The 23,382-nt window shown below is 67.8% G+C and carries 10 protein-coding genes; 6 read left to right on the forward strand and 4 right to left on the reverse strand.

Going from position 1 to position 23,382, the window contains the following annotated elements:
* The first annotated feature begins 113 nt into the window (after positions 1 to 113).
* From BLR94_RS16120 to BLR94_RS16145, 6 genes are all read left to right on the forward strand, one after another.
* Positions 114 to 1,538, forward strand: coding sequence for a UbiA family prenyltransferase (locus BLR94_RS16120; RefSeq protein ID WP_090423724.1), 1,425 nt, complete (start codon positions 114 to 116; stop codon positions 1,536 to 1,538).
* Positions 1,535 to 2,848, forward strand: a complete 1,314-nt coding sequence (locus tag BLR94_RS16125) for an FAD-binding oxidoreductase (protein ID WP_084307218.1) — start codon at positions 1,535 to 1,537, stop codon at positions 2,846 to 2,848. The genes BLR94_RS16120 and BLR94_RS16125 overlap by 4 nt, the downstream gene beginning before the upstream one ends.
* Positions 2,845 to 3,585 carry an SDR family oxidoreductase gene (locus BLR94_RS16130; protein ID WP_084307217.1) on the forward strand — a complete coding sequence of 247 codons (741 nt, stop codon included), beginning with the start codon at positions 2,845 to 2,847 and terminating at the stop codon, positions 3,583 to 3,585. The genes BLR94_RS16125 and BLR94_RS16130 overlap by 4 nt, the downstream gene beginning before the upstream one ends.
* A gap of 13 nt (positions 3,586 to 3,598) precedes the next feature.
* The gene (locus BLR94_RS16135) at positions 3,599 to 4,573 is read left to right on the forward strand and encodes a lysylphosphatidylglycerol synthase transmembrane domain-containing protein (protein ID WP_084307216.1); all 975 of its coding nucleotides are present in this window, start codon (positions 3,599 to 3,601) and stop codon (positions 4,571 to 4,573) included.
* A 213-nt stretch (positions 4,574 to 4,786) separates the two neighbouring features.
* Entirely contained in the window at positions 4,787 to 5,803 is a 1,017-nt protein-coding gene (locus tag BLR94_RS16140; RefSeq protein WP_167359763.1) for an HNH endonuclease, read from the forward strand.
* 259 nt (positions 5,804 to 6,062) lie between these two features.
* Complete coding sequence (locus tag BLR94_RS16145; protein WP_084307214.1) at positions 6,063 to 7,028, forward strand: siderophore-interacting protein; 966 nt, start codon at positions 6,063 to 6,065, stop codon at positions 7,026 to 7,028.
* A gap of 182 nt (positions 7,029 to 7,210) precedes the next feature.
* Here the strand turns inward: BLR94_RS16145 and BLR94_RS16150 are convergent, their stop codons facing one another.
* From BLR94_RS16150 to BLR94_RS16165, 4 genes are all read right to left on the reverse strand, one after another.
* The gene (locus BLR94_RS16150) at positions 7,211 to 7,975 is read right to left on the reverse strand and encodes a thioesterase II family protein (protein ID WP_084307213.1); all 765 of its coding nucleotides are present in this window, start codon (positions 7,973 to 7,975) and stop codon (positions 7,211 to 7,213) included.
* Between the two features lie 10 nt (positions 7,976 to 7,985).
* Positions 7,986 to 8,231, reverse strand: a complete 246-nt coding sequence (locus BLR94_RS16155; RefSeq protein WP_084307212.1) for an MbtH family protein — start codon at positions 8,229 to 8,231, stop codon at positions 7,986 to 7,988.
* A gap of 210 nt (positions 8,232 to 8,441) precedes the next feature.
* On the reverse strand, positions 8,442 to 9,845 hold the full coding sequence (locus BLR94_RS16160) for an aspartate aminotransferase family protein (RefSeq protein WP_084307211.1): 1,404 nt from the start codon (positions 9,843 to 9,845) through the stop codon (positions 8,442 to 8,444).
* A gap of 450 nt (positions 9,846 to 10,295) precedes the next feature.
* Positions 10,296 to 23,195 carry a non-ribosomal peptide synthetase gene (locus BLR94_RS16165; protein WP_084307210.1) on the reverse strand — a complete coding sequence of 4,300 codons (12,900 nt, stop codon included), beginning with the start codon at positions 23,193 to 23,195 and terminating at the stop codon, positions 10,296 to 10,298.
* Positions 23,196 to 23,382: the final 187 nt, after the last annotated feature.

Raw genomic sequence — 23,382 nt, forward strand, 5'->3', positions numbered from 1 at the left:
CCGCTCCCGCGAACCCGACGAACGCCATCGCTAAAGAATTGCGCAGCCACCTCGTTCATGGAGAACGGCCGTCGAGCGTGACGGCCGGATGCCCTTCTCACGAGGACAGGAATGTGGCCGAACTCCCGCTGGTAATCGACTTGGACGGAACCCTGCTCCGCGCCGACATGCTGCACGAGGCGAGCCTGCGCTTCGCCAAGCGCAGCCCGTGGCGCGTGGCGTCGCTGTTCGGCTGGCTGGCCCGTGGCAAGGCGTACCTGAAGGAGCAACTGGCACGGCAGACGCCGTTCGAGGTGGAGCACCTGCCCTACAACCCGCAGGTCATCGAGCTGATCGCCCAGCACCGCTCGCGCGGTACCCCGGTGGTGCTGGCGACCGCCACGCACCGGCTGCTCGCGGAAAAGATCGCCGCCCACCTGCAGGTCTTCGACCGGGTATTCGCCACCGAGCACGACTGCAACCTCGGCGCCAAGGCCAAGCGTGACCTGCTGGTGCGCGAGTATGGCGAGAAAGGCTTCGACTACGCTGGCAATGCCCATGCCGACCTGTTCGTCTGGGCGTCGGCCAACCGGGCCTACGTGGTGCAGCCGCACTCGGGCGTGGAGCGCCGGGCCAGGGCCTTGGGCAACGTCGCGCGGGTGTTCAGGAGCGACGACAGCCCGCTGAAGAACTGGCTCAAGGCCTTGCGCCTGCATCAATGGCTGAAGAACCTGCTGCTGTTCGTGCCGCTGTTCGCCGCCCACCTGGCCGACGACCCAAAGCAGTTGACGCAGGTGGTGGTCGCCTTCTTCCTGTTCGGCCTGTGCGCTTCGAGCGTGTACATCCTCAACGATCTGCTGGACATCGACGACGATCGCCGCCACCCGCGCAAGTGCACGCGCCCCTTCGCCGCCGGCAAGCTCTCCATACAGGCGGGCCTGCTGGTGTTTCCCGTGCTGCTGGCGGCCGCCTTCGTCGGCGCCTGGCTGCTGTTGCCGCCGCTGTTCGGCGTGGCGATGCTCGCCTACTACCTGCTGACCCTGGCCTACTCCCTGGGACTTAAGCGGGTCATGGCGGTGGACGTCATCACCCTGGGCCTGCTCTACACTTTGCGAATCATCGCTGGCGCCTTCGCCCTGGGCCTGCAGCCGACCTTCTGGATGCTCGCCTTCTCCCTGTTCATCTTCCTCAGCCTGGCGTTGATCAAGCGCTACGCCGAACTGCGCGAGGCGCGGGAGCTGGGCAAGACCGGCCAGGCCTCCGGCAGGGGTTATTTCCCCGCGGACCTGGAGATGATCTCGTCGATCGGCACCACCTCCGGCTACCTCTCGGTGCTGGTGCTGGCGCTGTACATCCAGGAGATTTCCCACACCGCACTGTACCGCTACCCGGTGATCATCTGGCTGGCCTGTCCGCTGCTGCTGTTCTGGGTCAGCCGCACCTGGTTCCTCACCCATCGCGGGCTGATGCACGACGACCCGGTGGTATTCGCCGCCAAGGACCGCATCAGCCTGATCACCGGCGCACTGTTCGCGCTGGTCTTCTGGCTCGCCGCATGAAGCCCCTCGGTTCCTGGGGGCGCTATCCCTACTTTGCGCAACAGCCGCTGCCCTGCCACTGGCGCCAGCAGGTCATCGAACAGGGGCTGGCATGGCGCGATTGCCCGGCGGCCGGCCTGCCCTACGGCAATGGCCGCAGTTATGGCGACAGTTGCCTGGCCAGCAGCGACCAGGTGCTGTACATGCGCCCGCTGGCGCGTTTCGTCGCCGCCGACTGGCAACAGGGCCTGGTCACGGTGGAGGCCGGCATGACCCTCGGCGAACTGCTCCAGCAAAGCATCGCCAGGGGCTGGTTCCTGCCGGTCACGCCGGGCACCCGCCTGGCCACCGTGGGCGGTGCCATCGCCAACGACGTGCACGGCAAGAACCATCACGTGCAGGGCACCTTTGGCCGCCACGTCGAAGCCCTCGAGCTGGTTCGCAGCGAGTTGGGCCTGCTGCGCTGCAGCCCGGCGGAAAACGCCGAGCTGTTCAACGCCACGGTGGGTGGGCTGGGGCTGACAGGCATCATCCTCACCGCGACCCTGCGCCTGCGGCGGATCGCTTCCAGCAAGATCCGCCTGCAACAGGTCCGTTTCGCCAACCTGCGGGAATACTTCGCCATCAGCCGCGAGCTGGATGCCCGCCACGAATACAACGTCGCCTGGGTGGACTGCCTGGCGCCGCGGGCCCAGCTCGGGCGAGGCGTATTTCTCGCCGGCGACCACCATGACCGGGCACCGTGCAAGCCGCGGCCGGTCACCGCCCTGCGGATTCCCGTGACGCCCCCGGTGCCGTTGTTCAACAGCCTGACACTCAAGGCGCTGAACGGCCTGTACTTCCACAGCAAGGGCACGCGGCCGGAGCGCCTGCAGGACTACGATGCGTTCTTCTACCCCCTGGATCGCCTGCTCGACTGGAACCGCATCTATGGCCCGCGTGGCTTCCAGCAGTACCAGTGCGTGATTCCCCAGGCGATTGCCGAGGACGCCATGGGCGCCCTGCTGGCGACCATCCAGCGTCACCGCGAGGGCTCCTTCCTCGCGGTCCTGAAGAACTGTGGAGACCTGCCCTCGCCGGGGCTGCTGTCCTTTCCGTTGCCCGGCGTGTCGCTGGCCCTGGATTTCCCCCAGCGCGGGGAAGGCACCCACAGGCTGCTGCGCCAGCTCGACCAGATCGTGCGCGAGGCCGGCGGTCGGCTCTACCCGGCCAAGGATGCGCACATGCACGGCGACGACTTCAGGCTCGCCTACCCGTCCTGGGAGCGCCTGGAGCGCCTGCGCGACCCGGCCCTGCTTTCCCGATTCTGGCAACGAGTGACCCAACAATGAGCACGATCCTGATCATCGGTGGTACCTCCGCCATCGCCACCGCTTGCGCCCGCCTGTGGGCCGAACAGCACGGCCGTTTCATGCTGGTCGGGCGCAACGACGAAAAACTCCAGCAGACCGCCGCCGACCTGCGGGCCCGCGGTGCCGACGAGGTGCACACCCAGGTGCTGGACCTCGACGACCTCGCTGGCCACGCCCCCATGCTGGAGCGCACCCGGCAGCTCCTGCCGCGCATCGACATCGCCCTGGTCGCCCATGGCAGCCTGCCCGACCAGGACGCTTGCGAACGGGACCCGGAGCAAGCCGTGCGTGCCTTCGCCAGCAATGGCCTCAACGTGATCGCCTTGCTCACCCGCCTGGGCAACCTGATGGAGGCCCAGGGCAGCGGCAGCCTCGCGGTGATCGCCTCGGTGGCCGCCGAGCGTGGCAGGCCCAGCAACTACCTGTATGGCAGCGCCAAGGCGGCGGTCAGCGTGTTCTGCAGCGGCCTGCGCGCGCGCCTGTACAAGTCGGGCGTGCACCTGCTGACGGTCAAGCCCGGCTTCGTCGACACCCCCATGACCCAGGGCCTGGCGCTGCCGGGACCACTGCTCGCGCAACCGGAACGGGTGGCCCGGGATATTCTCGCGGCGCTGCGCAAACGGCGCTCGACGCTGTATACCCCCTGGTTCTGGGCGCCGATCATGCTGGTCATCCGGCTGATCCCCGAATTCATCTTCAAGCGGCTCTCGCTGTGAAGCGGCCTTCCTGATGGACAACAGAGCGGCAAACGCTGAGAACCGCAGCTGGGCCTACCGCGCGGCGATCTACTCGACCCTGGTCTCGGTGCTGGGCTACCTGGCCTTTTCCCTGTGGGGCGGCTGGCAGGAGGTCGGTGCGGCCCTGGCCAGGGTCGGTCTGGCCGGCCTGGCCTTCGCCCTGGGCATGTCGCTGCTCAACTACCTGCTGCGCTTCCTGCGCTGGCAGTGCTACCTGGTGGCGCTGGGCCACGCCCTGGCCTGGCGCCCCAGCCTGCGCATCTACCTGGCCGGCTTCGCCCTCTCGGCGACCCCCGGCAAGATCGGCGAAACCCTGCGCAGCGGGCTGCTCAAGCACCATGGCGTCCCCTATAGCAGGAGCCTGGCAGCGCTGCTCAGCGAACGCCTGTCCGACCTGCTGACCATCACCGGCCTGGCGGCCATCGGCCTCGGCCATTACCCACAGACGCGCCCGATGGCCATGGCCGGGCTGGTGATCATCCTCGTCACGCTATTCCTGCTAGCCCAGCACCGCCTGCTGCAGCGTGCGTTACGGTGGTTCGAAGGCCGCCGCGGACGCCTGGTGGCCCTGGCGCAACAGGCCTTTGCCCTGCTGCTCGATGCCCGCCGCTGTCATACGCCGCTGCTGCTGGCCGGTGGATCGCTGCTGAGCCTGGCCGGCTGGGGCGCGGAGGCCCTGGCCTTCCATTTCCTGCTGCAGTGGCTCGGCGCCGAGGTGTCGCTGGCGTTCTCCCTGTTCGTGTATGCCGCCTCCACCCTGGCCGGCGCGCTCAGCTTCATGCCGGGCGGCCTGGGCGGCACCGAGGCGGTGATGGTCGCGCTGCTGGTGAGCAGTGGCGTGGCCCAGCCCGACGCCATCGCCGTGACCCTGGTGATCCGCCTGGCGACGCTGTGGTTCGCGGTGGGCATCGGTGCGATCGCCCTGGGCCGCTCGCAACCTGCCGGGCGATCCCGACCTGTACGGTAATGGCGCAGCCTGGAGCAGCCGCGCAGCGGCGTAATCCGGGTTTCGCTTCGTCCACTCGCCAGCGCTCGCGGGTTACGCCTGTGGCTGACCCAGGCTACGGGACGAAGTTTTCAGCCCTTTATCAAACCGTCCGTGGAAATGGCGCGGAACCCGAATTATAATTCACCACTATCGTTCAAGATTCTCAAAACATTTAAATATGGACGTTGTAGAATGTTAAGGATTATTCTCGGATTTGTGGTTATTGCAATAATCCTTGACACTGGCCACCCGGGTTTACTTCTATCAATTGAGGGTAAGATAGGGCTCTGCTTGGTAGCACTCTCAATATCCGCCTGGGAGATATATTCCCTCTGGTACTTTCGCAACGAACAGTTCCTTAAGCTAAAGAGCGGAATTAAAGATCACGCCACGGATTGCAACAACCTCAATCGCCACATAGAAGAGTTAAAAAGAACACGGCTGAACATCAATTCTTACGACTACGGCCTGGGTGATCGTTACGACACTAGTCGATATAATTTCAAACGGAACGAATGGGCCAAAACCAAGAGAGGTGACAGAATTCACAACTGCTCGGCCTCTGTGTGCAAAGCTGCCAATGACCAACCATTCAAGTATCTCTGCAAATACTTCTACATAGACGTGAACGAAGAAACGCTATCTCATCTTGAGAATGCGCTGAACAACTACCTCACCGCGTACCAGGGAAAAGTCCTGCTTGAACAAGAGAGAGACAGGCTCATGCAGACCCTCACTGACCCTTTGCCTTCTTTATTTTACAAGCTGAACAAGAGTCGTTTAGCAAAAGAACTCGGACTTGAACCTGTGCGATTGGTTGATATCAATTTCCAAACCTACAAATTTCAGTATGTTTCCCCGGGTGGCAATAGCTCCTACGAGGTCCCCATTACTCTTGACATGGAAAATCTTGAAAGATTTATAAAGTACCTTGGTGACAGGCTTCGTTTCAAGAATAGCGCTAAAGGCCAACGAGCATTGATGACTCCGCAGCTTCGTGAAAAGATTAAGACGAGAGACAAAAACACCTGCCAGCGATGCGGAATTTCGGTTAGAGATGAGCCAAACCTATTAATTGAAATTGACCATATCATTCCAATCTCCAAGAGAGGAACTACGACCGAGGATAACCTGCAAGCTCTATGCTGGCGCTGTAATCGTGCAAAAGGGGCAACCCTTTCTCAAACTATAAATTCGGTTTATGAGTAAATTTAAGGGCTTAACAAGCCTTCTCCAAGATGTGGCTCATTGTTGCGCTGAGGAAAATGAATATAGATAAATTAATATTGCAGTCCGCGTCTCATTTCAAGTCATTAGCGTAATCAAAACCATCCAGTCCAATCCCGGTAGCCTGGATTAGCCGCGCCGCGGCGTAATCCAGGCTACGGCTGCCGCCGGTGCATCGGGCGTGTATTTGCCTGGCGCCCATTCGTCCCTTTGCTGAACATCACCAGCAATAGGCCCTGCCATGTCTCTCGCCAATGCCGTCACCCGCAACCTGCGCCAGCTCGCGCAGCGTACCGGGCTCGCCAAGTCGGCCCGCTATCGCCTCTTCGACATCGAGCTGAAACAGCGCATCACCGTCAGTCCATCACTGACCCGCTTCGTCTTCACCGGGGCGGATGTGCACCTGATGAACACCCTGGCCCCGGACCAACGGGTCAAGTTGCTGTTCCCCGGGCCAGATGGCACCCCGCCGCAGCTGCCCCACCACGACGACTGGCACCAGGCCCTGCGCAGCCTGGAGCCGCAACGCAAGCCGCCGATGCGCACCTACACCATCCGCAGCCTGCGCAGCGCCCAGGCGGAGGTGGACGTGGAGTTCGTACTGCATGGCGAGAACGGCCCGGCGTCGCGCTGGGCTACCCATGCCCGTCCCGGTGACCGCCTGCAGATGGTGGCACCGGATGGCGAATCGGCGGGCGATCCCGGTGGCTACGAATGGCAGCCGCCGGCGGGCATTCGTCACGTGCTGTTGATTGGCGACGAGACCGCGCTGCCGGCCATCGCCGGGATTCTCGAAGCACTGGCCGACTGGCCGCAGCCCCCAGCGGTGCAGGCCTTCATCGAAGTGCCCCACGCCGCTGATCGCCAGACACTCCGCCAGCCAGGCACTGCCGAGGTGAACTGGCTGGTGCGCGACGAGCTGGCGCTCGAACACGGCGCCGGCATGCGCCACGCCGTCCTGCGACTGGCTCTGCTGCCGGCCTCGGCAGCGCGCGCCAAGGGCCGGCAGACGATCGAGGAGGTGGACATCGAGACGCAGATCCTCTGGGACCGCGCCAAGCCGGCGGACAGCGAATTCTATGCCTGGGTGGCCGGTGAATCGGCGGCGGTCATGTCGATTCGCCGCTATCTGGTCGGCGAACTGGGCCTGGATCGCCGGGCGTTGACCTTCATGGGCTACTGGCGACTGGGCCGCGCCCTGGAGTGAGGCGTCTGGCTAAGCCCGCCCCATGGCCGCAAGGCCCCGCGCCCCAATCCGCCCCTCCCGGCAGGGTGGGCCGGGCGCGTAGCCGACACTTCATTCGTCCACCGTGCACCGATCGCAATGGTGGATGAAAACAGCGCCATCCACCCTACATGCTGCCGCGTGCGCGCCCGCAGCCGACGTCGTCAGGCGCGGGCGAACTGCCGCTGGGCAGCCGGCAGGCCAATGAATCGCTGGTAGCGGCGCAGGTCCACCTCCAGGTTGGCGCGCAGAATGCGCAGCACCTTGGCTTCGTGCTCATGGATGAAGAAATGCCCGCCGGGCAGCATCTCCAGGGAGAAGTTGGCGTCGCTTTCCAGTTGCCAGGCGATCAGTTGTTCCTGGGTCGCCCTGTCCTGCTTGCCGCCCAGCACGTGCAGCGGGCAACTCAGGCGTGGCCGCTGGCGACGGGCATAGAGGCCGCAGAGGCGAAAATCGGCGCGCAGGATCGGCAGGGTCAGGGCCATCAGCTCATCGTTGTCCAGCACCTCCTGGGGTGTGCCGTTGAGCTCACGCAACTCCTCCTTGAGCTCGTCGTCGCTCTTCGGGTCGGCGAAGCCCCGGGCGTAGTCGTCACGCTGGCTGGGCGCCGCCGTGCCAGAGGCGAACAGCGAGGCCGGTGCAGGCGCGCCGAGCTCGCGCAAGGCATGGACCATCTCGAAGGCCAGCAAGGCGCCGAGGCTGTGGCCGAACAGCGCGTAGGGGCCGTCCAGGCGCGGGATCAGCTCCCTGGCCAATTGCCGGGCCAGGGCCTGCATGTCGGTCTGCAGCGGCTCGCCGAGGCGCGCCCCACGCCCGGGCAGCTCCATCGGCTGCACGCTCAGCCAATCCGGCAGCTTGCGGCGCCAGCGGCTGTAGACCATGGCGCTGGCGCCCGAATAGGGCAGGCAGAAGAGTTGCACGGCGGTCATGGCACAAACCTCAATGAACGGCTTCGGCCTGCTGCTTCTGGCGCGCCTGCTCTTCCATGTGCTGGCGCAGGCTGAGCGGGCGCATGTCGGTCCAGACTTCCTCGATGTAGGCCAGGCACTCTTTCTTGAAGCCGCTCTTGCCGACGGTTCGCCAGCCCTTCGGGACTTCCTTGTAGTCCGGCCAGATGGAGTACTGCTCTTCATGGTTGACCACTACCTGGAACAGGATGTCTTCGCGGTCGAATACTGAGGTCATGCTGTTTCTCCTTGGATACCCGGCCCCCGTGGGCCATTACCTGACAAGACGAGCCGCCGACGAGGAAAATTAATGCCGGCGAAGCAGCGATCTCACCGATGTCGTAGCCTGGATTGGCCGCGCAACGGCGTAATCCGGGGTTCGCTTCGTGCAGTGGCCATTCCTCTGGTTCCTGCGCGTTTCCCGGATTACGCCTTCGGCTGATCCAGGCTACTCAGTGCCCGCGGCGATGGCCGCCTGCACGGCCCTGGCGAAGACCCGCGCCACCTGATCCACCTGCTCGGCATTGATGATCAATGGCGGCAGGAAACGCACCACGCTGCCATGCCGGCCACCCAGTTCGAGGATCAGCCCACGCTTCAGGCACTCGCGCTGGATACGGCTGGCCAGGACGCCGTCGTGCGGGGCGTGGCCCTGGGCATCGGCCCGGCCATGGGGGTCGACCACTTCCGCTCCGAGCATCAGCCCCAGACCGCGCACATCGCCCAGTTGCGGCACGCGTCGCTGCAGGTCGAGCAGGTGGCCGCGCAGGCGCTGGCCCATGGCGGCGGCATGCGCCACCAGGTCGTGCGTCTCGATATAGCGGATCACCGCCGAGCCCGCGGCCATGGCCATCTGGTTGCCACGGAAGGTGCCGGCATGGGCGCCGGGCTGCCAGCTGTCGAGCCAGTCCTGGTAAACCATCACCGCCAGCGGCAGGCTGCCGCCGATGGCCTTGGACAGCACCACCACGTCCGGCACGATACCGGCATGCTCGAAGGCGAACAGTTTGCCGGTACGGCCGAAACCGGTCTGGATCTCGTCGATGATCAGCGGCACCTGGTAGCGGCTGGTGATCTCGCGCAGCCCGCGCAGCCAGTTGCTGGCGGCCGGGATCACCCCGCCCTCGCCCTGCACCACCTCGACGATCACCGCGGCCGGTGGCTGTACGCCGCTTTCCGGGTCACTGAGCAGGTTCTCCAGGTAGTGCAGGTTGGTCTGCACCCCGGCCTCGCCACCCTGGCCGAACGGGCAGCGGTAGTCGTAGGGAAACGGCATGAACTGCACGCCGTGGCTGAGCAGCGAGCCCAGGGGAGTCTTGGCCTTGAGGTTACCCATCAGGCTCAGCGAGCCCTGGCTCATGCCGTGGTAGCCGCCGTGGAAGGCCAGCACGGTGCTGCGCCCGGTGGCGATGCGCACCAGCTTCAGGGCGGCTTCCACGGCATCGGTGCCGGTCGGCCCGGTGAACTGGATCTTCGCCTTGGCCGCGAAGGCCGGGGGCAGCACGGCGAACAGATCCTGCACGAAACGGTCCTTGATCGGCGTGCTCAGGTCCAGGGTATGCAGCGGCAGTTCGTCGTCGAGCACCTGGCGGATCGCCTCGGTGACCACCGGGTGATTATGGCCCAGGGCCAGGGTGCCGGCGCCGGCCAGGCAATCGATGAACACCCGCCCCTCGACGTCCTCGACATGGATGCCCCGGGCGCGCTTGAGCGCCAGGGGGATGCGTCGCGGGTAACTGCGGGCATTGGACTCCTGCTGTTTCTGCCGAATCAGGATGGGGTGCTCGGCGAACTGGTAGTCCTTGTCCTCGTCCTGGGCCGTGCCCGGGTTTTCGGCTAACGCTGTGCTCATGGTGGCGCTCCTGGATAGGATGAATCCTGGTTGTATTGACCTGTACCTGCGGTGTGCACCCGCCTGCTGAAATGGCGCTCTCGCGTCACCTTTCCGCCCTTAGAAGCAGTTCACGATCTTTACCGACCGATAGACGGCAGTAAGGCAAAAGCGGACCCTCCCTGCGTAGGGTGGACAACGCTCTTTTGTCCACCATTGCGATCGCAGAGCGGTGGACGGGTCGGGCCGCGTAGGTGAAGCGTCGTCCACCCTACGAACAGCCGCTTGCACCACATTGCGGTCGTCGCGAACGACCTTGCCGATAAAGATCGTGAACGGGTTCTTACAGCGGGTTACTTTTGCTTTCGCCCAAAAGCAACCAAAAGGCATTGCTCCGGGTTTCGCCCTCCCTAGCGGCGGGTTCCCTCCTTCCTGTCCCATTCCAGGGCGCCAGCCTTGGCGCCTCTCTGGCTACAACGCCTCCAACCGGGCCATCAGGTCGTCGATCCGCTCGACCTTCTGCTCGGTCAGCGCCGCGCCCTCGAGCCCTTCTATGTGCCGGGCCAGTTCACGCACCGTGCTGCACTCGAACATCGCCCGCAGCGGCACGCTGCGCTGCAGGGCCTGCTGCACCCGCGAGGCGATCTGGGTCGCCAGCAGGGAGTGACCGCCGAGGTCGAAGAAGTTGTCGGTGGCGCCGACCCGCTCGGTACCCAGCACCTCGCCCCAGATGCGCGCCAGAGTGGTCTCCAGCTCGCCGACCGGGGCCTGGTACGCCTGGCTGGCGCCGAACGCCAGGGCCGGCAAGGCTTTGCGGTCGAGTTTGCCGTTGGCATTGAGCGGCAGGCGCTGCAGCGCCTGCCAGTGACGCGGCACCATGTACTCGGGCAGGTGCTGCGCCAGTTGCGCCTTGATCGCCTCGAAGTCCGGCGCTTCGTCACGCGCCACCACGTAGCCCACCAGGTAATGGCCACTGGCGGTGTGCTGGGTGGCCACGGCGGCATCGCGCAGATCCGGCCGCTGGCGCAGGCGCGCCTCGATTTCGCCCAGTTCGATGCGGTAGCCACGGATCTTCACCTGGTGGTCGACGCGGCCGACGTATTCCAGTACGCCATCGTCACGGCGCCGGGCCAGGTCGCCACTGCGGTACAGGCGTTGGCCCGCCGCCCCGAACGGATCGGGCAGGTAGCTGGCGGCGCTACGCTTGGGATCGCCCAGGTAGCCGCGACCGACGCCGGTGCCGGCGATGAACAGCTCGCCCTGGGCGCGGTTGGCCACCGGTTGCAGGTCGTCGTCGAGCACATAGAGGCGGTTATTGTCGGTCGGCGTGCCGATCGGCAGGTAACTGCCGGCGCAGGAAGCGGCGTCGACCGGGAACAGCGCCACGTCGTCGGCGCACTCGGCCGGGCCATAGGCGTTGACCAGGCCGACGCCTGGATAGCGCGACAGCCACTGGCGGGCCAGCTGCGGCGGCATGGCTTCGCCGGTAGGCAGCAGCCAGCGCAGCCGGCCCAGCTCGGCCGGCGGTTCGGCGAGCAGGCCCTGGATCAGCGACGGCACGCTTTCCAGTACGCTGATACCGCTGTCGCGCACGTGGCGCAGCAGCGCTGCCGGGTCATGGGCGATCACGTCCGGGACGATCTCGACCCGGGCCCCGCACAAGCCAGCGGCGAGGAACTGCCAGACCGAGATGTCGAAGCTCTGCGAGGCGGTCTGGGCGATCACCGCCTGCTCGTCCAGGCCGAAGTACGGCAGCTTGCTCAACTGGTTGTTGAGCATGCCCGCCTGGTGCACCGCCACGCCCTTGGGCACGCCGGTGGAGCCAGAGGTGTAGATCACATAGGCCAGGTGCTGGCCGCTGACGGCGAGCCCCGGGCTGGTGTGCTCGACGTCACTGCGCTGCAGCTCCTCCCATACCAGCAGGCGCGGTCGCCCTCCGGCGCAGCCCAGTTCGTCGAGCAGCCCCTCGGCCAGTTCGCGGCAGGCGGCGCTGCAGACCAGGACGCCCGTGCCGCTGGTCTCGACCACCTGGGCCAGGCGCTGGCGCGGGTGCGCCGGATCCAACGGCAGGTAGCCGGCGGCGGCCTTGAGGGTGCCGTGGATCATGCCCAGCAGGGCCAGGGAACGCTCGGCCAGCAGGGCCACCGTCTGGTCCGGCTGCACCCCGGCAGCGAGCAGCCCATGGGCCAGGCGATTGGCGCGCCGGTCGAGCTCGGCATAGCTCCACTGTTCGCCCTGGCAGGCCGCGGCGATACGTTGCGGATGGGCCGCCACCTGCGCCTCGAACAACGGCGCATAGCCCTGCTCCAGCGGATAGTCGCGGGCACTCTGGTTGCAATGCTCGACCAGCAAATGCCGTTCGTCCTCGGCCAGCAGCGGCAGGTCGGCGAAGTCGCCCTCGAAACCGTCGACCAGGGCCAGCAGCAGGCGCTGGAAGTCGCCGAGCAGGCGTTGCACGCTCGCCTCGTCGAAGAAGCGGCGGTCGTAGGACAGGTGCAGGCCGAGGTCGTCGCCCGGGTAGCAGACCACCGTCAGCGGGTAGTTGGTGTGGGTGCGGCCGGAACCGGAGCGGGCCTTGAGGCCTTCGGCGCCCTGCAGCACGCTGGCATCCACCGGCGCGTTCTCGAACACGAACAGGCTGTCGAACAGCGGCTGGCCCTTGGGCAGCTCGCTGCAGGCCTGGATGTCCACCAGCGGCAGGTGCTCGTGCTCGCGCAGTTCCAGGTTGCGCTCGAACAGTTGCTGCAGCCACTGGCGCACGCCCAGGCGTTCGCCGGCCGCCGGCATGGGGACGCGCAGCGCGATGCTGTTGATGAACAGGCCGACGCAATGCTGCATCTGCGGCAGGCTGGCCGGACGCCCGGCCACGGTGACGCCGAACAGCACGTCGCGGTCGCCGCTGTAACGGCGCAACACCAGGGCCCAGGCCGCCTGGGCGAAGGTATTGACGGTCAACTGGTGGCGCTGCGCCAGTTCGCGCAGGCGCACGCCCTGCGCCACCGACAGGCGGCTGTGCAGGTCGCCGACCTGCATGCCGCCGTTGTCGTGGCGGATCGGTCGGTCGCTGGGGATCGGCGTCGGCCGCTCGAAGCCGGCCAGGGCCTGGCGCCAGTAGTCGCGGGACTGTTCCAGGCCCTGGTGGTGCAGCCAGGCGATGAACTCGCGGTAGCGCGGCGCGGGCGCCAGGCCGGCCTCGCGGCCTTCGCCGAGGGCCCGATAGAAGGCGAAGAAATCGCCCATCATGATCGAGCGGCACCAGGCATCGATGAGGATGTGGTGGTTGCTCATGATGAACCAGTGGCGGTCATGGGCCAGGCGGATCAGGCGCAGGCGCAATGGCGGGCTGTGCAGCAGCTCGAAGCCGGCCAGGCGTTCTTCCTCGAGCAGCTGCTGCAGGCGTGCTTCGTGCCCGCCCTCCGGCAGCGCGCTCCAGTCGAGGAATTCCACGCCGTCGCCATCGCCGCGGTGGATGATCTGCAGCATCTGCTCGCCGGCGTTCCAGACGAAGGAGGCGCGCAGCGCTTCATGACGGGCGACGACCAGGCGCCAGGCGCGTTCGAAGCGCTCGACGTCCAGCGCGCTGTCGATGCTGTAGCGGTCCTGCATGAAGTAGATGCCGGTGCCGGATTCGAGCAGGGTATGCAGCAGCAGGCCTTCCTGCATCGGGGTCAGCGGGTACAGGTCGTCGATGGCGTCGAACGGCAGCGGCAGCGCATCGAGCTGCGCCTGCTCGAGGCGCGCCAGGGGGAAGTCCGACGGGGTCACCCCGCCAGCTCGCGGCGCCAGGCAATGGCCGATCAGGGCACGCAGTTCGGCCTCGTAGCGGCTCGCCAGGCCTTCGATGGTTTCACGCTGGAACAGCCTCTCGCTGAAGGTCCAGCGCAGGCTCAGCTCACCGCCGTACACCTGGCCGTCGACGCTCAGCCAGTTCGGCAGCGTCGCCTCGGCGGCGTGCTGGGCCCCGCCCGGCTCCTGCAGCGGACGCAGCAGGGCATCGGCGGCGAAGCCCTGATCGAACTGCCCCAGGTAGTTGAAGGTGATCCGCGCCTCGGGCAGCACGGCCATGGCGGCGCGGCTCGGCTCGTCGGCCAGGTAGCGCAGCACGCCATGGCCCAGGCCCTTGTGCGGCACCGCGCGCAACTGCTCCTTGACCGCCTTGAGGCTGCTGCCAAGGTCGTCGGCAGGCACCAGGCGCACCGGGTAGGCACTGGTGAACCAACCCAGGGTGCGGCTCAGGTCGATGTCGTCGAACAGCGCCTCGCGACCATGGCCCTCCAGTTGCACCAGCGCCGCGTCGCCGCCGGTCCAGGCGCACAGAGTGCGCGCCAGGGCGGTCAGCAGCAGGTCGTCGACCCGCGCCCGGTAGGCCTGGGGGGCCTGCTGCAGCAGCTGCCGCGTGGTCTCGGCGTCCAGCGTCAGGCTGACCCGGCACGCGTCGCGCTCCAGGTTAGGCTGGCCGGTGCCATCCAGCGGCAGGTCGCCATCGCGGCCCTGCAGCTGGGCTTGCCACCAGCCCAGCTCCTCGCGCAGCGATTCGCTGCCGGCATAGGCCTGCAGGCGGCCGGCCCAGTCGCGCAGCGAATGGGTCTTGGCCGGCAAGCCGGGCGCCTCGCCGATTTCCAGCTGGCGATAGGCGCTCTGCAGGTCCTCCAGCAGCACCCGCCACGATACGCCATCCACCGCCAGGTGATGCACGGCGATCAATAGCCGCGGCTGCTCGCCTGGGATCAGCACGGCACGCAGCAAGGGCCCCTGTCGCAGGTCGAGGCTGCGCTGCGCCTGTTCGAACAGCGCCAGACGCTGGTCGGCGTCGTCGGCCTCACGCACCCAGAGCAGGGGCTGGCTCGGCTCGTGGGCGACGAATTCGGCGCCACCCGCTGCCGTGAAACGCAGGCGCAAGGCGTCGTGGTGGCTGGCCAGGGTTTGCAAGGCCTGCTCCAGCAAGGTGGCCTGCAGGGGCCTGGCCGCCTGCAGCAGCAGTGACTGGTTCCAGTGCTGCGGGTCGCCATGGCGCTGCTCGAAGAACCAGTGCTGGATCGGCGTCAGGGCCGTCTCGCCCAGTACCGGCCCCTGGTCGACGCTCAGGCGTTCGCTCTGCCGTGCGGCGGCGGCCAGGGTGCGCACGGTCTGGTGCAGGAACAGGTCCTTGGCACTGAAGTGCACGCCGGCCTGGCGTGCCCGGCTGACCACCTGGATCGACAGGATCGAATCGCCACCCAGGGCGAAGAAGTTGTCGTCAATGCCGATGCGTGCCACCCCCAAGACCGCTTGCCAGACCACGGCCAGGCTCTGCTCCACGGCATTGCGCGGCGCCTGGTAGTGGTTCTGCGCGGCGCTGAGATCCGGCTGCGGCAGGGCACGGCGGTCGAGCTTGCCATTGGCGGTCAGCGGGAAGCGTTCCAGCACCAGCAGGTGGGCGGGCACCATATGCTCCGGCAAGGCACCGTGCAGCCGGGTCTTGAGCTGGTCGACCAGCTCGGCGGCCGCGACGCCCTCCTCGGCCAGCAGGTAGCCGACCAGTTGCTTGCCGGACGGCCCGTCCAGCGCCAGCACCACGGCCTCGCGCACCTGCTCGTGGGCCAGCAGGCTGGCCTCGACCTCGCCCAGCTCGATGCGGAAGCCCCGTACCTTGACCTGATGGTCGATACGCCCGAGGTATTCCAGTTGCCCGTCACGGCCCTGGCGTACCAGGTCGCCGGTGCGGTACAGGCGCCCGCCTTGGTCGGTGAAGGGATCGGCCACGAAACGCTCGGCACTCAGGCCCGCACGCCCCAGGTAACCCCGGGCCAGGCCGTAGCCGCCGACATACAGCTCGCCGCTGGCACCGGCCGGCACCAGGGCCAGGTCGGCATCCAGCACGTACAGGCCGCGGCTGCCGACCACCCGGCCGATCGGCACGCTGCCGAGGCCTTCCGGCAGTTCGGCGGGCGCGATGCAGGCGGTCGGCATGACCACCGTCTCGGTCGGCCCATAGGCGTTGATCACCGCCTGCGGGACGAAGCGTTCGCGCAGGCTGTGCAGGTGTTCCGGGGTCAGCGCCTCGCCACCGGTGATGATCAGCCGCACCGGCAAGGTTTCATCGCGGCTGCGCAGCCAATGGGCCAGTTGCCCGCCGTAGCTGGGGGTGAAGCCCAGCACATTGATGCCATGGCTGCGGATCAGCCCGCAGATCGATTCGGCGTCCCACTGTCCCTGCTCGCGCAGCACCACCTCGGCGCCGAACAGCAGCGGTACCAGCAGGCGCTCGCTGGCGGCGTCGAAGTTGATCGAATAGAAATGCAGCTCGCAGTCGGCCGGGGTGGTGCCGAACAGCTCGCCCACCGCCTGCAGGTGCATGGCCAGCGGTCCCTGGGCCACGGCCACGCCCTTGGGCAGGCCGGTGGAGCCGGAGGTGTAGATCAGGTAGGCCAGGTGTTCGGGAATGCCGCACTCGGCCGGATTGTCGCTCGGGTAAGCCGCCAGGGCCGGCCCGTCCCGCTCGAGGCTCCAGGCCTGCAGCGATTCGGGCAGCGGCGCCATCTGGTCGAACAGCGTGTCATGTCCGAGCAGTACGCCGATGCCGCTGTCCTCGACCATGTAGCGCAGGCGCTGTGACGGATACTCCGGATCCAGTGGCACATAGGCGCCCCCGGCCTTGAGCACGGCCAGCAGGCCGACCACCATGTCCAGTGAACGGCGCAGGGCCAGGCCGACCCGTATTTCCGGGCCGACGCCCAGCTCGATCAGGCGGTGGGCCAGGCGATTGGCGCGGGCATTGAGTTCGGCGTAGCTCAGCGACTGGCCGGCGCAGCTCAGCGCCCGGCCGTCCGGCGTGGCCAGTACCTGGCGCTGGAACAACGCCTGCACGCTGGCAGGTGGGGCGTCGGGCGCACGGCCACGGCCGTTGTCCAGCAGCGCCTGGCGCTCGCCGGCGCCCTGTAGCGGCAGTTCGCTGAGGCAGGCATCCGGCGCGTCGAGCATGGCACGCAACAGGCGCTGCCAGTGCTCGGCCATGGCCGCGATGCGTGCGCCATCGAACAGGTCGGTGCTGTAGGTCAGGCAGCAGCGCAGGTGCGCGTCGAAGTCGGTGACCTCCAGATTGAGGTCGAACTTGGTGGCGCGGGCGTCGTTGACCAGGTAGTCGACCTGCAGGCCGCCGGCCAGCTCGCGCTGCTGCTGGAACTCCCAGCGCTGCACGTTGCACATGACCTGGAACAGCGGGTTGAAGGCGGCGCTGCGTTCGGGGTGCAGGGCCTCGACCAGGTGATCGAAGGGAATGTCCTGGTGCGACTGGCCATCGATGGCGACCTGGCGCACCTGTTCGAGCAGTTCGCTGGCGCGCATCTGCCCATGGGGCCGGATACGCAGCACCTGGGTGTTGAGGAAGGCGCCGATCAGCCCTTCGCTCTCCGGGCGGATGCGGTTGGCCAGGGGCACGCCGATGCGCAGGTCGTCCTGGCCGCCATAGCGGTACAACAGGGCCGCCAGGGCAGAGGTCACGGTCATGAACAGGGTCAGCCCGCGCTCGCTGTTGAAGCGGTTCACCTGCCGCGCCAGCCCCTCGTCCAGGTCGAAGCGGTGCAGTTCGCCGCGATGGCTCTGCACCGCCGGCCGCGGACGATCGGCGGGCAGGCTCAGCAGTGGCTGCTCGCCGCCCAGCTGGACCTTCCAGTAGTCGAGCTGGCGCTGCATCTCGCCGCCCTCCAGCCACTGCCGGTGCCAGGCGCTGTAGTCCAGGTACTGCACCGGCAAGGGCGCCAGCGGCGATTCGCGGTCATCGACGAAGGCGGCGTAGAGCGCCGACAGCTCGCGGGCGAAGATGTCCATGGCCCAGCCTTCGGTGACGATATGGTGCAGGGTGATCAGCAGCTGGTGCTCCTGCGCGGCGCTCTTCGCCAGGCAGGCGCGCAGCAGCGGCCCGCGCTCCAGGTCGAAGGGCGCGTGGGCCTGCTGCTCGGCCAGGCGTAGCAGTTCGGCCTGGCGCTCGGCCGGCGCCAGGTCGGCGAGGTCCAGCCACTGCAGCTGCACGTCGGACTGTGCGGCGACACGCTGCCAGGGCTTGCCGTCGGCGCTGGGGAAGGTGGTGCGCAGGCTCTCGTGACGCTGGATCAGCGCCTGCAGGGCCTGTTCGAAGGCGGCGACGTCGAGTACCCCGCGCAGGCGCGCCATGCCGCCGACGTTGTACGCCGGGCTGTGCGGGTCCATCTGCCAGAGGAACCACATGCGCTGTTGCGAATAGGACAACGGCACGCGCTGGTTGCGGTCGATCAGCGCGATGGCGCCCTGGCTGTCGCTCAGGCCCTCGGCCCGCGCGCGCGCCACCCAGGCGGCGAAGTCCTGCAGGCGGCGCGATTCGAACAGGCTGCGCAGCGGCAACTCGACGGCGAACGCCTGGCGCGCCCGGGAGACGATCCGGGTGGCCAGCAGCGAATGGCCGCCCAGTTCGAAGAAATCGTCGTCCAGGCCGACCCGCTGCAGACCGAGGATCTCGCTCCAGATCGCCGCCAGGCCACGTTCCAGGTCGTTGCCCGGTGCGCGGTAGGCCCGCTGCAAGGCGTCCGGCTGCGGCAGTGCGCGGCGGTCGAGCTTGCCGCTCGGGGTCAGGGGGAACTGCTCCAGGCGCAGGATATGTGCCGGCAGCATCGGCTCGGGCAAGACCTCGCGCAAGGCGCCGCGGATGCGCTCGGCCAGGGCGGCCGCGGACTCCTCGCCGGCCACCACCAGGTAGGCCAGCAACTGGCCACCGCCCGGGCCTTCGCCAAGCACCACCAGGGCCTGGCGCACCCCAGGCTGGGCGAGGATGGCGTTGCGGATCTCGTCCAGCTCGATGCGTACGCCGCGCAGCTTGACCTGCTCGTCGAGGCGCCCCAGGTAGTCCAGCACCCCGTCGCCGCGCCAGCGCGCCAGGTCGCCGCTGCGGTACAGCCGCCCGCCGCCTTCGGCGGGCAGGAAGCGGCTGGCGGTCAGCGCCGGCTGGCCGAGGTAGCCACGGGCCAGGGCGCTGCCGCCGAGCAACAGTTCGCCCCGGGCGCCGGTCGCTGCCAGTTGCCAGTCGGCCTCGCGGATCTCGCTGACCACGTTGCTCAATGGCCGGCCGATGGGCACCCGTACCGGCTCTTCGCCGGTGCAGCGCCAGTGGGTCACGTTGATCGCGCTCTCGGTCGGCCCGTAGCGGTTGTGCAGAACCACCTGCGGCAGGCGCTCGTGGATGCGTCGGCAGAGTTCGGCCGGTAACGCCTCGCCACCGGAGAACAGGTGGCGCAGGCTGGTGCAGGCGCCGACCTCGGGTTCGTCGACGAACAGTTGCAGCAGCGGCGGCACGAAGTGCAGCAGGGTCACGCCCTGCTCGCGCACCAATTCCACCAGCCGCCGCGGATCGCGGTGCTCGCCATTGCCGGCCAGCACCAACCGGGCCCCGCTGACCAGCGGCAGCAGGCACTCCCACAGGGACACGTCGAAACTCAGCGGCGCCTTCTGCAGCAGCACATCCCCGGGGCCGACGGCATACTGCTGGTGCATCCAGTGCAGGCGCTCGATCAGCGCCCCGTAACCGACGCCCACGGCCTTGGGCAGGCCCGTGGAGCCGGAGGTGTAGATCACGTAGGCGAGGTTGTGCCCATGCACCAGGCTGGCGGGGCCGGCATCGACCCCCTGCCCTTCGGCCACGTCGTCCAGCGCCAGGGTCGCCAGACGCTCGGGCAGCTCGAACGCTTCCAGCACCCGCGCCTGGCCCAGCAGCAGGGCCACCTCGCTGTCCTCGATCATGTAGTGCAGGCGTTCGCGGGGATAGTCCGGGTCCAGCGGCACGTAGGCGCCACCAGCCTTGACGATGGCCACCAGGGCGATCATCAGTTCCAGCGAACGCTCGGCCAGCACGCCGACGCGCACCTCGGGGCCGATTCCCAGCGCGCGCAGGCGCAAGGCCAGCGCGTTGGCCTTGCGCTCCAGCTCGGCATAGCTCAGGGCCCGCTCACCGGCCACCAGCGCGATCTGCGCGGGGCTGCCGGCGGCCTGCTGGGTCAGCCGCTGGGCCAGCGCCCAGTCCGCTTGCGGCTGCGGGTCGCGGCCCCAGTCGTGCAACTGGCGGCGCTCCGGCTCGCCGAGCAGCGGCAGGTCGCCCAGCGCCTGCCGGGGGTGCGCGCAGACCTGCTCCAGCAGGGCGACGAAATGCCCGGCCAGGCGCTCGATGGTGACGGCGTCGAACAGCTCGGCGGCATAGTCGAACGACAGGCGGATACGCCCCTGCGGGTCTTCCTCGCTGTGCAACTGCAGGTCGCACTTGGCTTCGCGGCTGTGCCAGGGCAGTTCCTCGGCGAGCAGACCGGGCAGGCGCTTGAGGGCATCGCTGTTGCGTTGCTGGTGGTTGAACATCACCTCGAAGGCCGCGGCGTCGCCCAGGGCGGCGCTGACCTGCTCGTAGTCGATGGCCTGGTTGAGCTGGGCCGCCTGCACGCTGGCGCTGACGGTGGCCAGCAGGCTGTGGAAGTCCTGGCGCGAATCGATGTGGCTACGCAGCACCTGGGTGTTGATGAAGAAGCCGATCAGGCCCTGGGTTTCCAGCAGCGGCCGGTTGGCATTGGGGACGCCGACGCGGATGTCGGCCTGCCCGGTGTAACGCTGCAGCAGCGCCTGGAAGGCCGCCAGCAGCAGGCTGAAACCGCTCGCCTGGCGGCTGCGCGCCAGGCCATGCAGGCGTTCGCACAGCGCCTTGTCCAGGCGCAGGCTGAGGCGCTCGGCCGCGGACACCTTGGCGCTGCGCGGGCGGTCCAGCGGCAGCGCCAGCGGCTCGCGCTCGCCCTCCAGGGCGCCACGCCAGTAGTCCAGCTGGCGCTGCTGCTCGGCGCTGTCCTGGTTGTCGCGCTGCCAGGCGGCGTAGTCGGCGTACTGGATCGCCAGCGGCGGCAGCGCCAGGTCCTGGTCCTGGGTATAGGCGGCGTACAGGCGGGCGAACTCGTCGAGCAGGATGCCCAGCGACCAGCCATCGGCGACGATGTGCTGCAGGGTCACCAGCAGCAGGTGATCCTCCTCGTCGAGGCTGACCAGCTTGATGCGCCACAGCGGCCCCTGCTGCAGGTCGAAGCGGCTGCGCGCCTCGTGTTCCTGGATCTGCCCGGCGCGGGTCTCGCGCTCGGCGGCCGGATGGCCGCTCAGGTCTTCGCGCAGCAGCGTCCAGTCGCCCGCGGCGAGGATGCGCTGCAGGCCTTGGTCAGCATCCTGCAGGAAGCGGGTGCGCAGCGCTTCATGGCGCTGCACCAGGGTGTCGAAGGCGCGCTGCAGTGCCGCCACGTCCAGCTCGCCGCGCAAGCGCAGGCCGCCCGGGATGTTGTAGGCAACGCTCTCGGGATGCAGTTGCCAGAGGAACCACAGGCGGTTCTGCGCCGCCGACTGTGGCAGCGCGCCATCGCGCGGCAGCCGCGCGATGCGGCTGCGGTGACTGGCACGCGCGGTCACCGCGGCGAGGAAACGCGCCAGGGTCGGCGCCTCGTAGAGGGTGCCCAGCTGGACGTCCAGGCCCAGCTCGTCACGCAGTTCGGCGATCAGTTGCACGGCCTGGATCGAATTGCCGCCCAGGGCGAAGAAATGCCCCTCGGGATCGACCCGCTGGCACTTGAGCGCCTCGCACCAGAGCGCCGTGATCCGCTGCTCGATATCGGCCGCCGGCACCTGCGGCGTGCCGACGCCATCCTGCCCGGCGCGCGATTGCGCGAGCACCGCCAGTTCGCCCGCCTCGAAGCGCTGGCGACAGGCACTGCGCTGCAGCTTGCCGCTGGAGGTCTTGGGCAGGCTGCCGGGCTCGAGCAACAGCACCAGCGCCGGCGCCTCCTGATGGGCCTCGGCCACCGCCTGGCGGATGCGCTCGATCAACTCGTCGGCCGGCACCTGGCGCGCCGTGCGGCGGCTGATTTCCGCGGCCACGCCCAATGCTTCCTGCCCGTCGTGGTCCATCGCGAAGGCCGCCACCCGCCCGCGCCGCACCTCGGCCACCCGCTCTTCGACGGTGCGTTCGATGTCCTGCGGGTAGAGGTTCTGCCCGCGCAGGATCAACAGGTCCTTCAGGCGCCCGGTGACGAACAGCTCGCCGTCGCGGCGCACGCCCAGGTCACCGGTGCGCAGCCAGGTGCGCCCGTCGCGCTCGACGAAGGTGGCGGCGCTGGTCTGCGGGTTGCGCCAGTAGCCCTGGGCGACGCTCGGCCCGCTCGACCAGATCTCGCCGACCTGGCCATCGGGCAACGGCGTACCGCTCTGCGGATCGACGATGAGCAGCGGGTGCTCGGGCTGCTCCCAGCCACAACTCATCAGGGTGGCCCCCTCGCCCGCCTCGGCACGGTTGGCCGCCAGGGCCGCGCCATCCACCGACCAGGCGGCGATGCCCTGGCCCGGGCGTCCGCCACTGACGAACAGCGTCGCCTCGGCCAGGCCATAGCTGGCCAGGTAGGCCTGGGGCCGGAACCCGCAGGCGGCGAAGCGGCTGGCGAACGCCTCCAGGCTGTCCTGGCGAATCGGCTCGGAACCGGAGAAGGCCACCCGCCAGTGGCCCAGGTCGAGACCGGCCAACTTGCTCTCGGCAATGCGCTCGACGCACAGGCGGTAGGCGAAATCCGGCCCGCCGCTGACCGTGCCCCGGTAGCGGCTGATGGCTTCCAGCCAGCGCACGGGACGCTCGAGGAAATACTGCGGCGACATCAGCACCACCGGCACACCGCTGTAGATGCCCTGCAGCAGCCCGCCGATCAGCCCCATGTCGTGGTACAGCGGCAACCAGCTGACGATCACGTCCTGCTCGTCGATGCCATAGCCCTGACGAATCAGCCACTCGTTGGCCTCGAGGTTGGCATGGCTGACCTGCACGCCTTTGGGCATGGCGGTGGAACCGGAGGTGTACTGCAGGAAGGCGATGGCCTGGGCATCCACCCTGGGCGGCTGCCAGGCGTTGCCACCGTCGACCGGCAGCGCATCCACCGCCAGCACCTGGGGCAACAGGTCGACGCTGCCGGCCAACTGTCCGTACAGGGTGTCGACCAGCCCGGCGGTGGTCAGAATCAGCGTCGGCTCGGCATCGGCGAGGATCGACAGCAGGCGGCGCAGGTGATGCTCCTGGCTGCTTTCCGGCGGATAGGCCGGCACCGCGATCACTCCGGCATACAGGCAGGCAAAGAACGCCGCGACGTACTCCGGCCCGCTCGGGAACAGCAGCACGGCACGCTCGCCGACGGCGCAGCGCTGCGCCAGGGCAGCGCCGATTACCCGTACCTGCCGGTCCAGCTGGCCATAGCTGAGGGGCTGCTCGCCCTCCTGCTCCAGAAAGCGCAGTGCCAGGTCATCCGGTCGGCTGGCCGCTGCCCGCATCAGGGCCTGGGCGATGGAAGTCGGGCGTTCGAAAGTATCCGTCATGTCTGCACCTAATCGCGGGGTGACCGGCGCTGGCGAACCACATGAGCGTGCTCGCAGGCCGGAGAGTCATGACTCGATGACGGATGGATGCGAAGAAAAATTAGCGGGCGAAAGACGGTCACTGTCGGGTCATCGAGGCCCGCTAAATTCTTCTGCCGACGGCTCGTCATTGATGAACGGCACCCGC

Source organism: Phytopseudomonas flavescens, assembly GCF_900100535.1.
In the GTDB taxonomy this organism is placed as follows: Bacteria; Pseudomonadota; Gammaproteobacteria; order Pseudomonadales; family Pseudomonadaceae; genus Aquipseudomonas; species Aquipseudomonas flavescens.

Bases quoted from the DNA above. Each gene is read 5' to 3' on its own strand.
- BLR94_RS16125 (WP_084307218.1), top strand. From the start codon at position 1,535: ATGAAGCCCCTCGGTTCCTGGGGGCGCTATCCCTACTTTGCGCAACAG.
- BLR94_RS16130 (WP_084307217.1), top strand. From the start codon at position 2,845: ATGAGCACGATCCTGATCATCGGTGGTACCTCCGCCATCGCCACCGCT.
- BLR94_RS16135 (WP_084307216.1), top strand. From the start codon at position 3,599: ATGGACAACAGAGCGGCAAACGCTGAGAACCGCAGCTGGGCCTACCGC.
- BLR94_RS16140 (WP_167359763.1), top strand. From the start codon at position 4,787: ATGTTAAGGATTATTCTCGGATTTGTGGTTATTGCAATAATCCTTGAC.
- BLR94_RS16145 (WP_084307214.1), top strand. From the start codon at position 6,063: ATGTCTCTCGCCAATGCCGTCACCCGCAACCTGCGCCAGCTCGCGCAG.
- BLR94_RS16150 (WP_084307213.1), bottom strand. From the start codon at position 7,975: ATGACCGCCGTGCAACTCTTCTGCCTGCCCTATTCGGGCGCCAGCGCC.
- BLR94_RS16155 (WP_084307212.1), bottom strand. From the start codon at position 8,231: ATGACCTCAGTATTCGACCGCGAAGACATCCTGTTCCAGGTAGTGGTC.
- BLR94_RS16160 (WP_084307211.1), bottom strand. From the start codon at position 9,845: ATGAGCACAGCGTTAGCCGAAAACCCGGGCACGGCCCAGGACGAGGAC.
- BLR94_RS16165 (WP_084307210.1), bottom strand. From the start codon at position 23,195: ATGACGGATACTTTCGAACGCCCGACTTCCATCGCCCAGGCCCTGATG.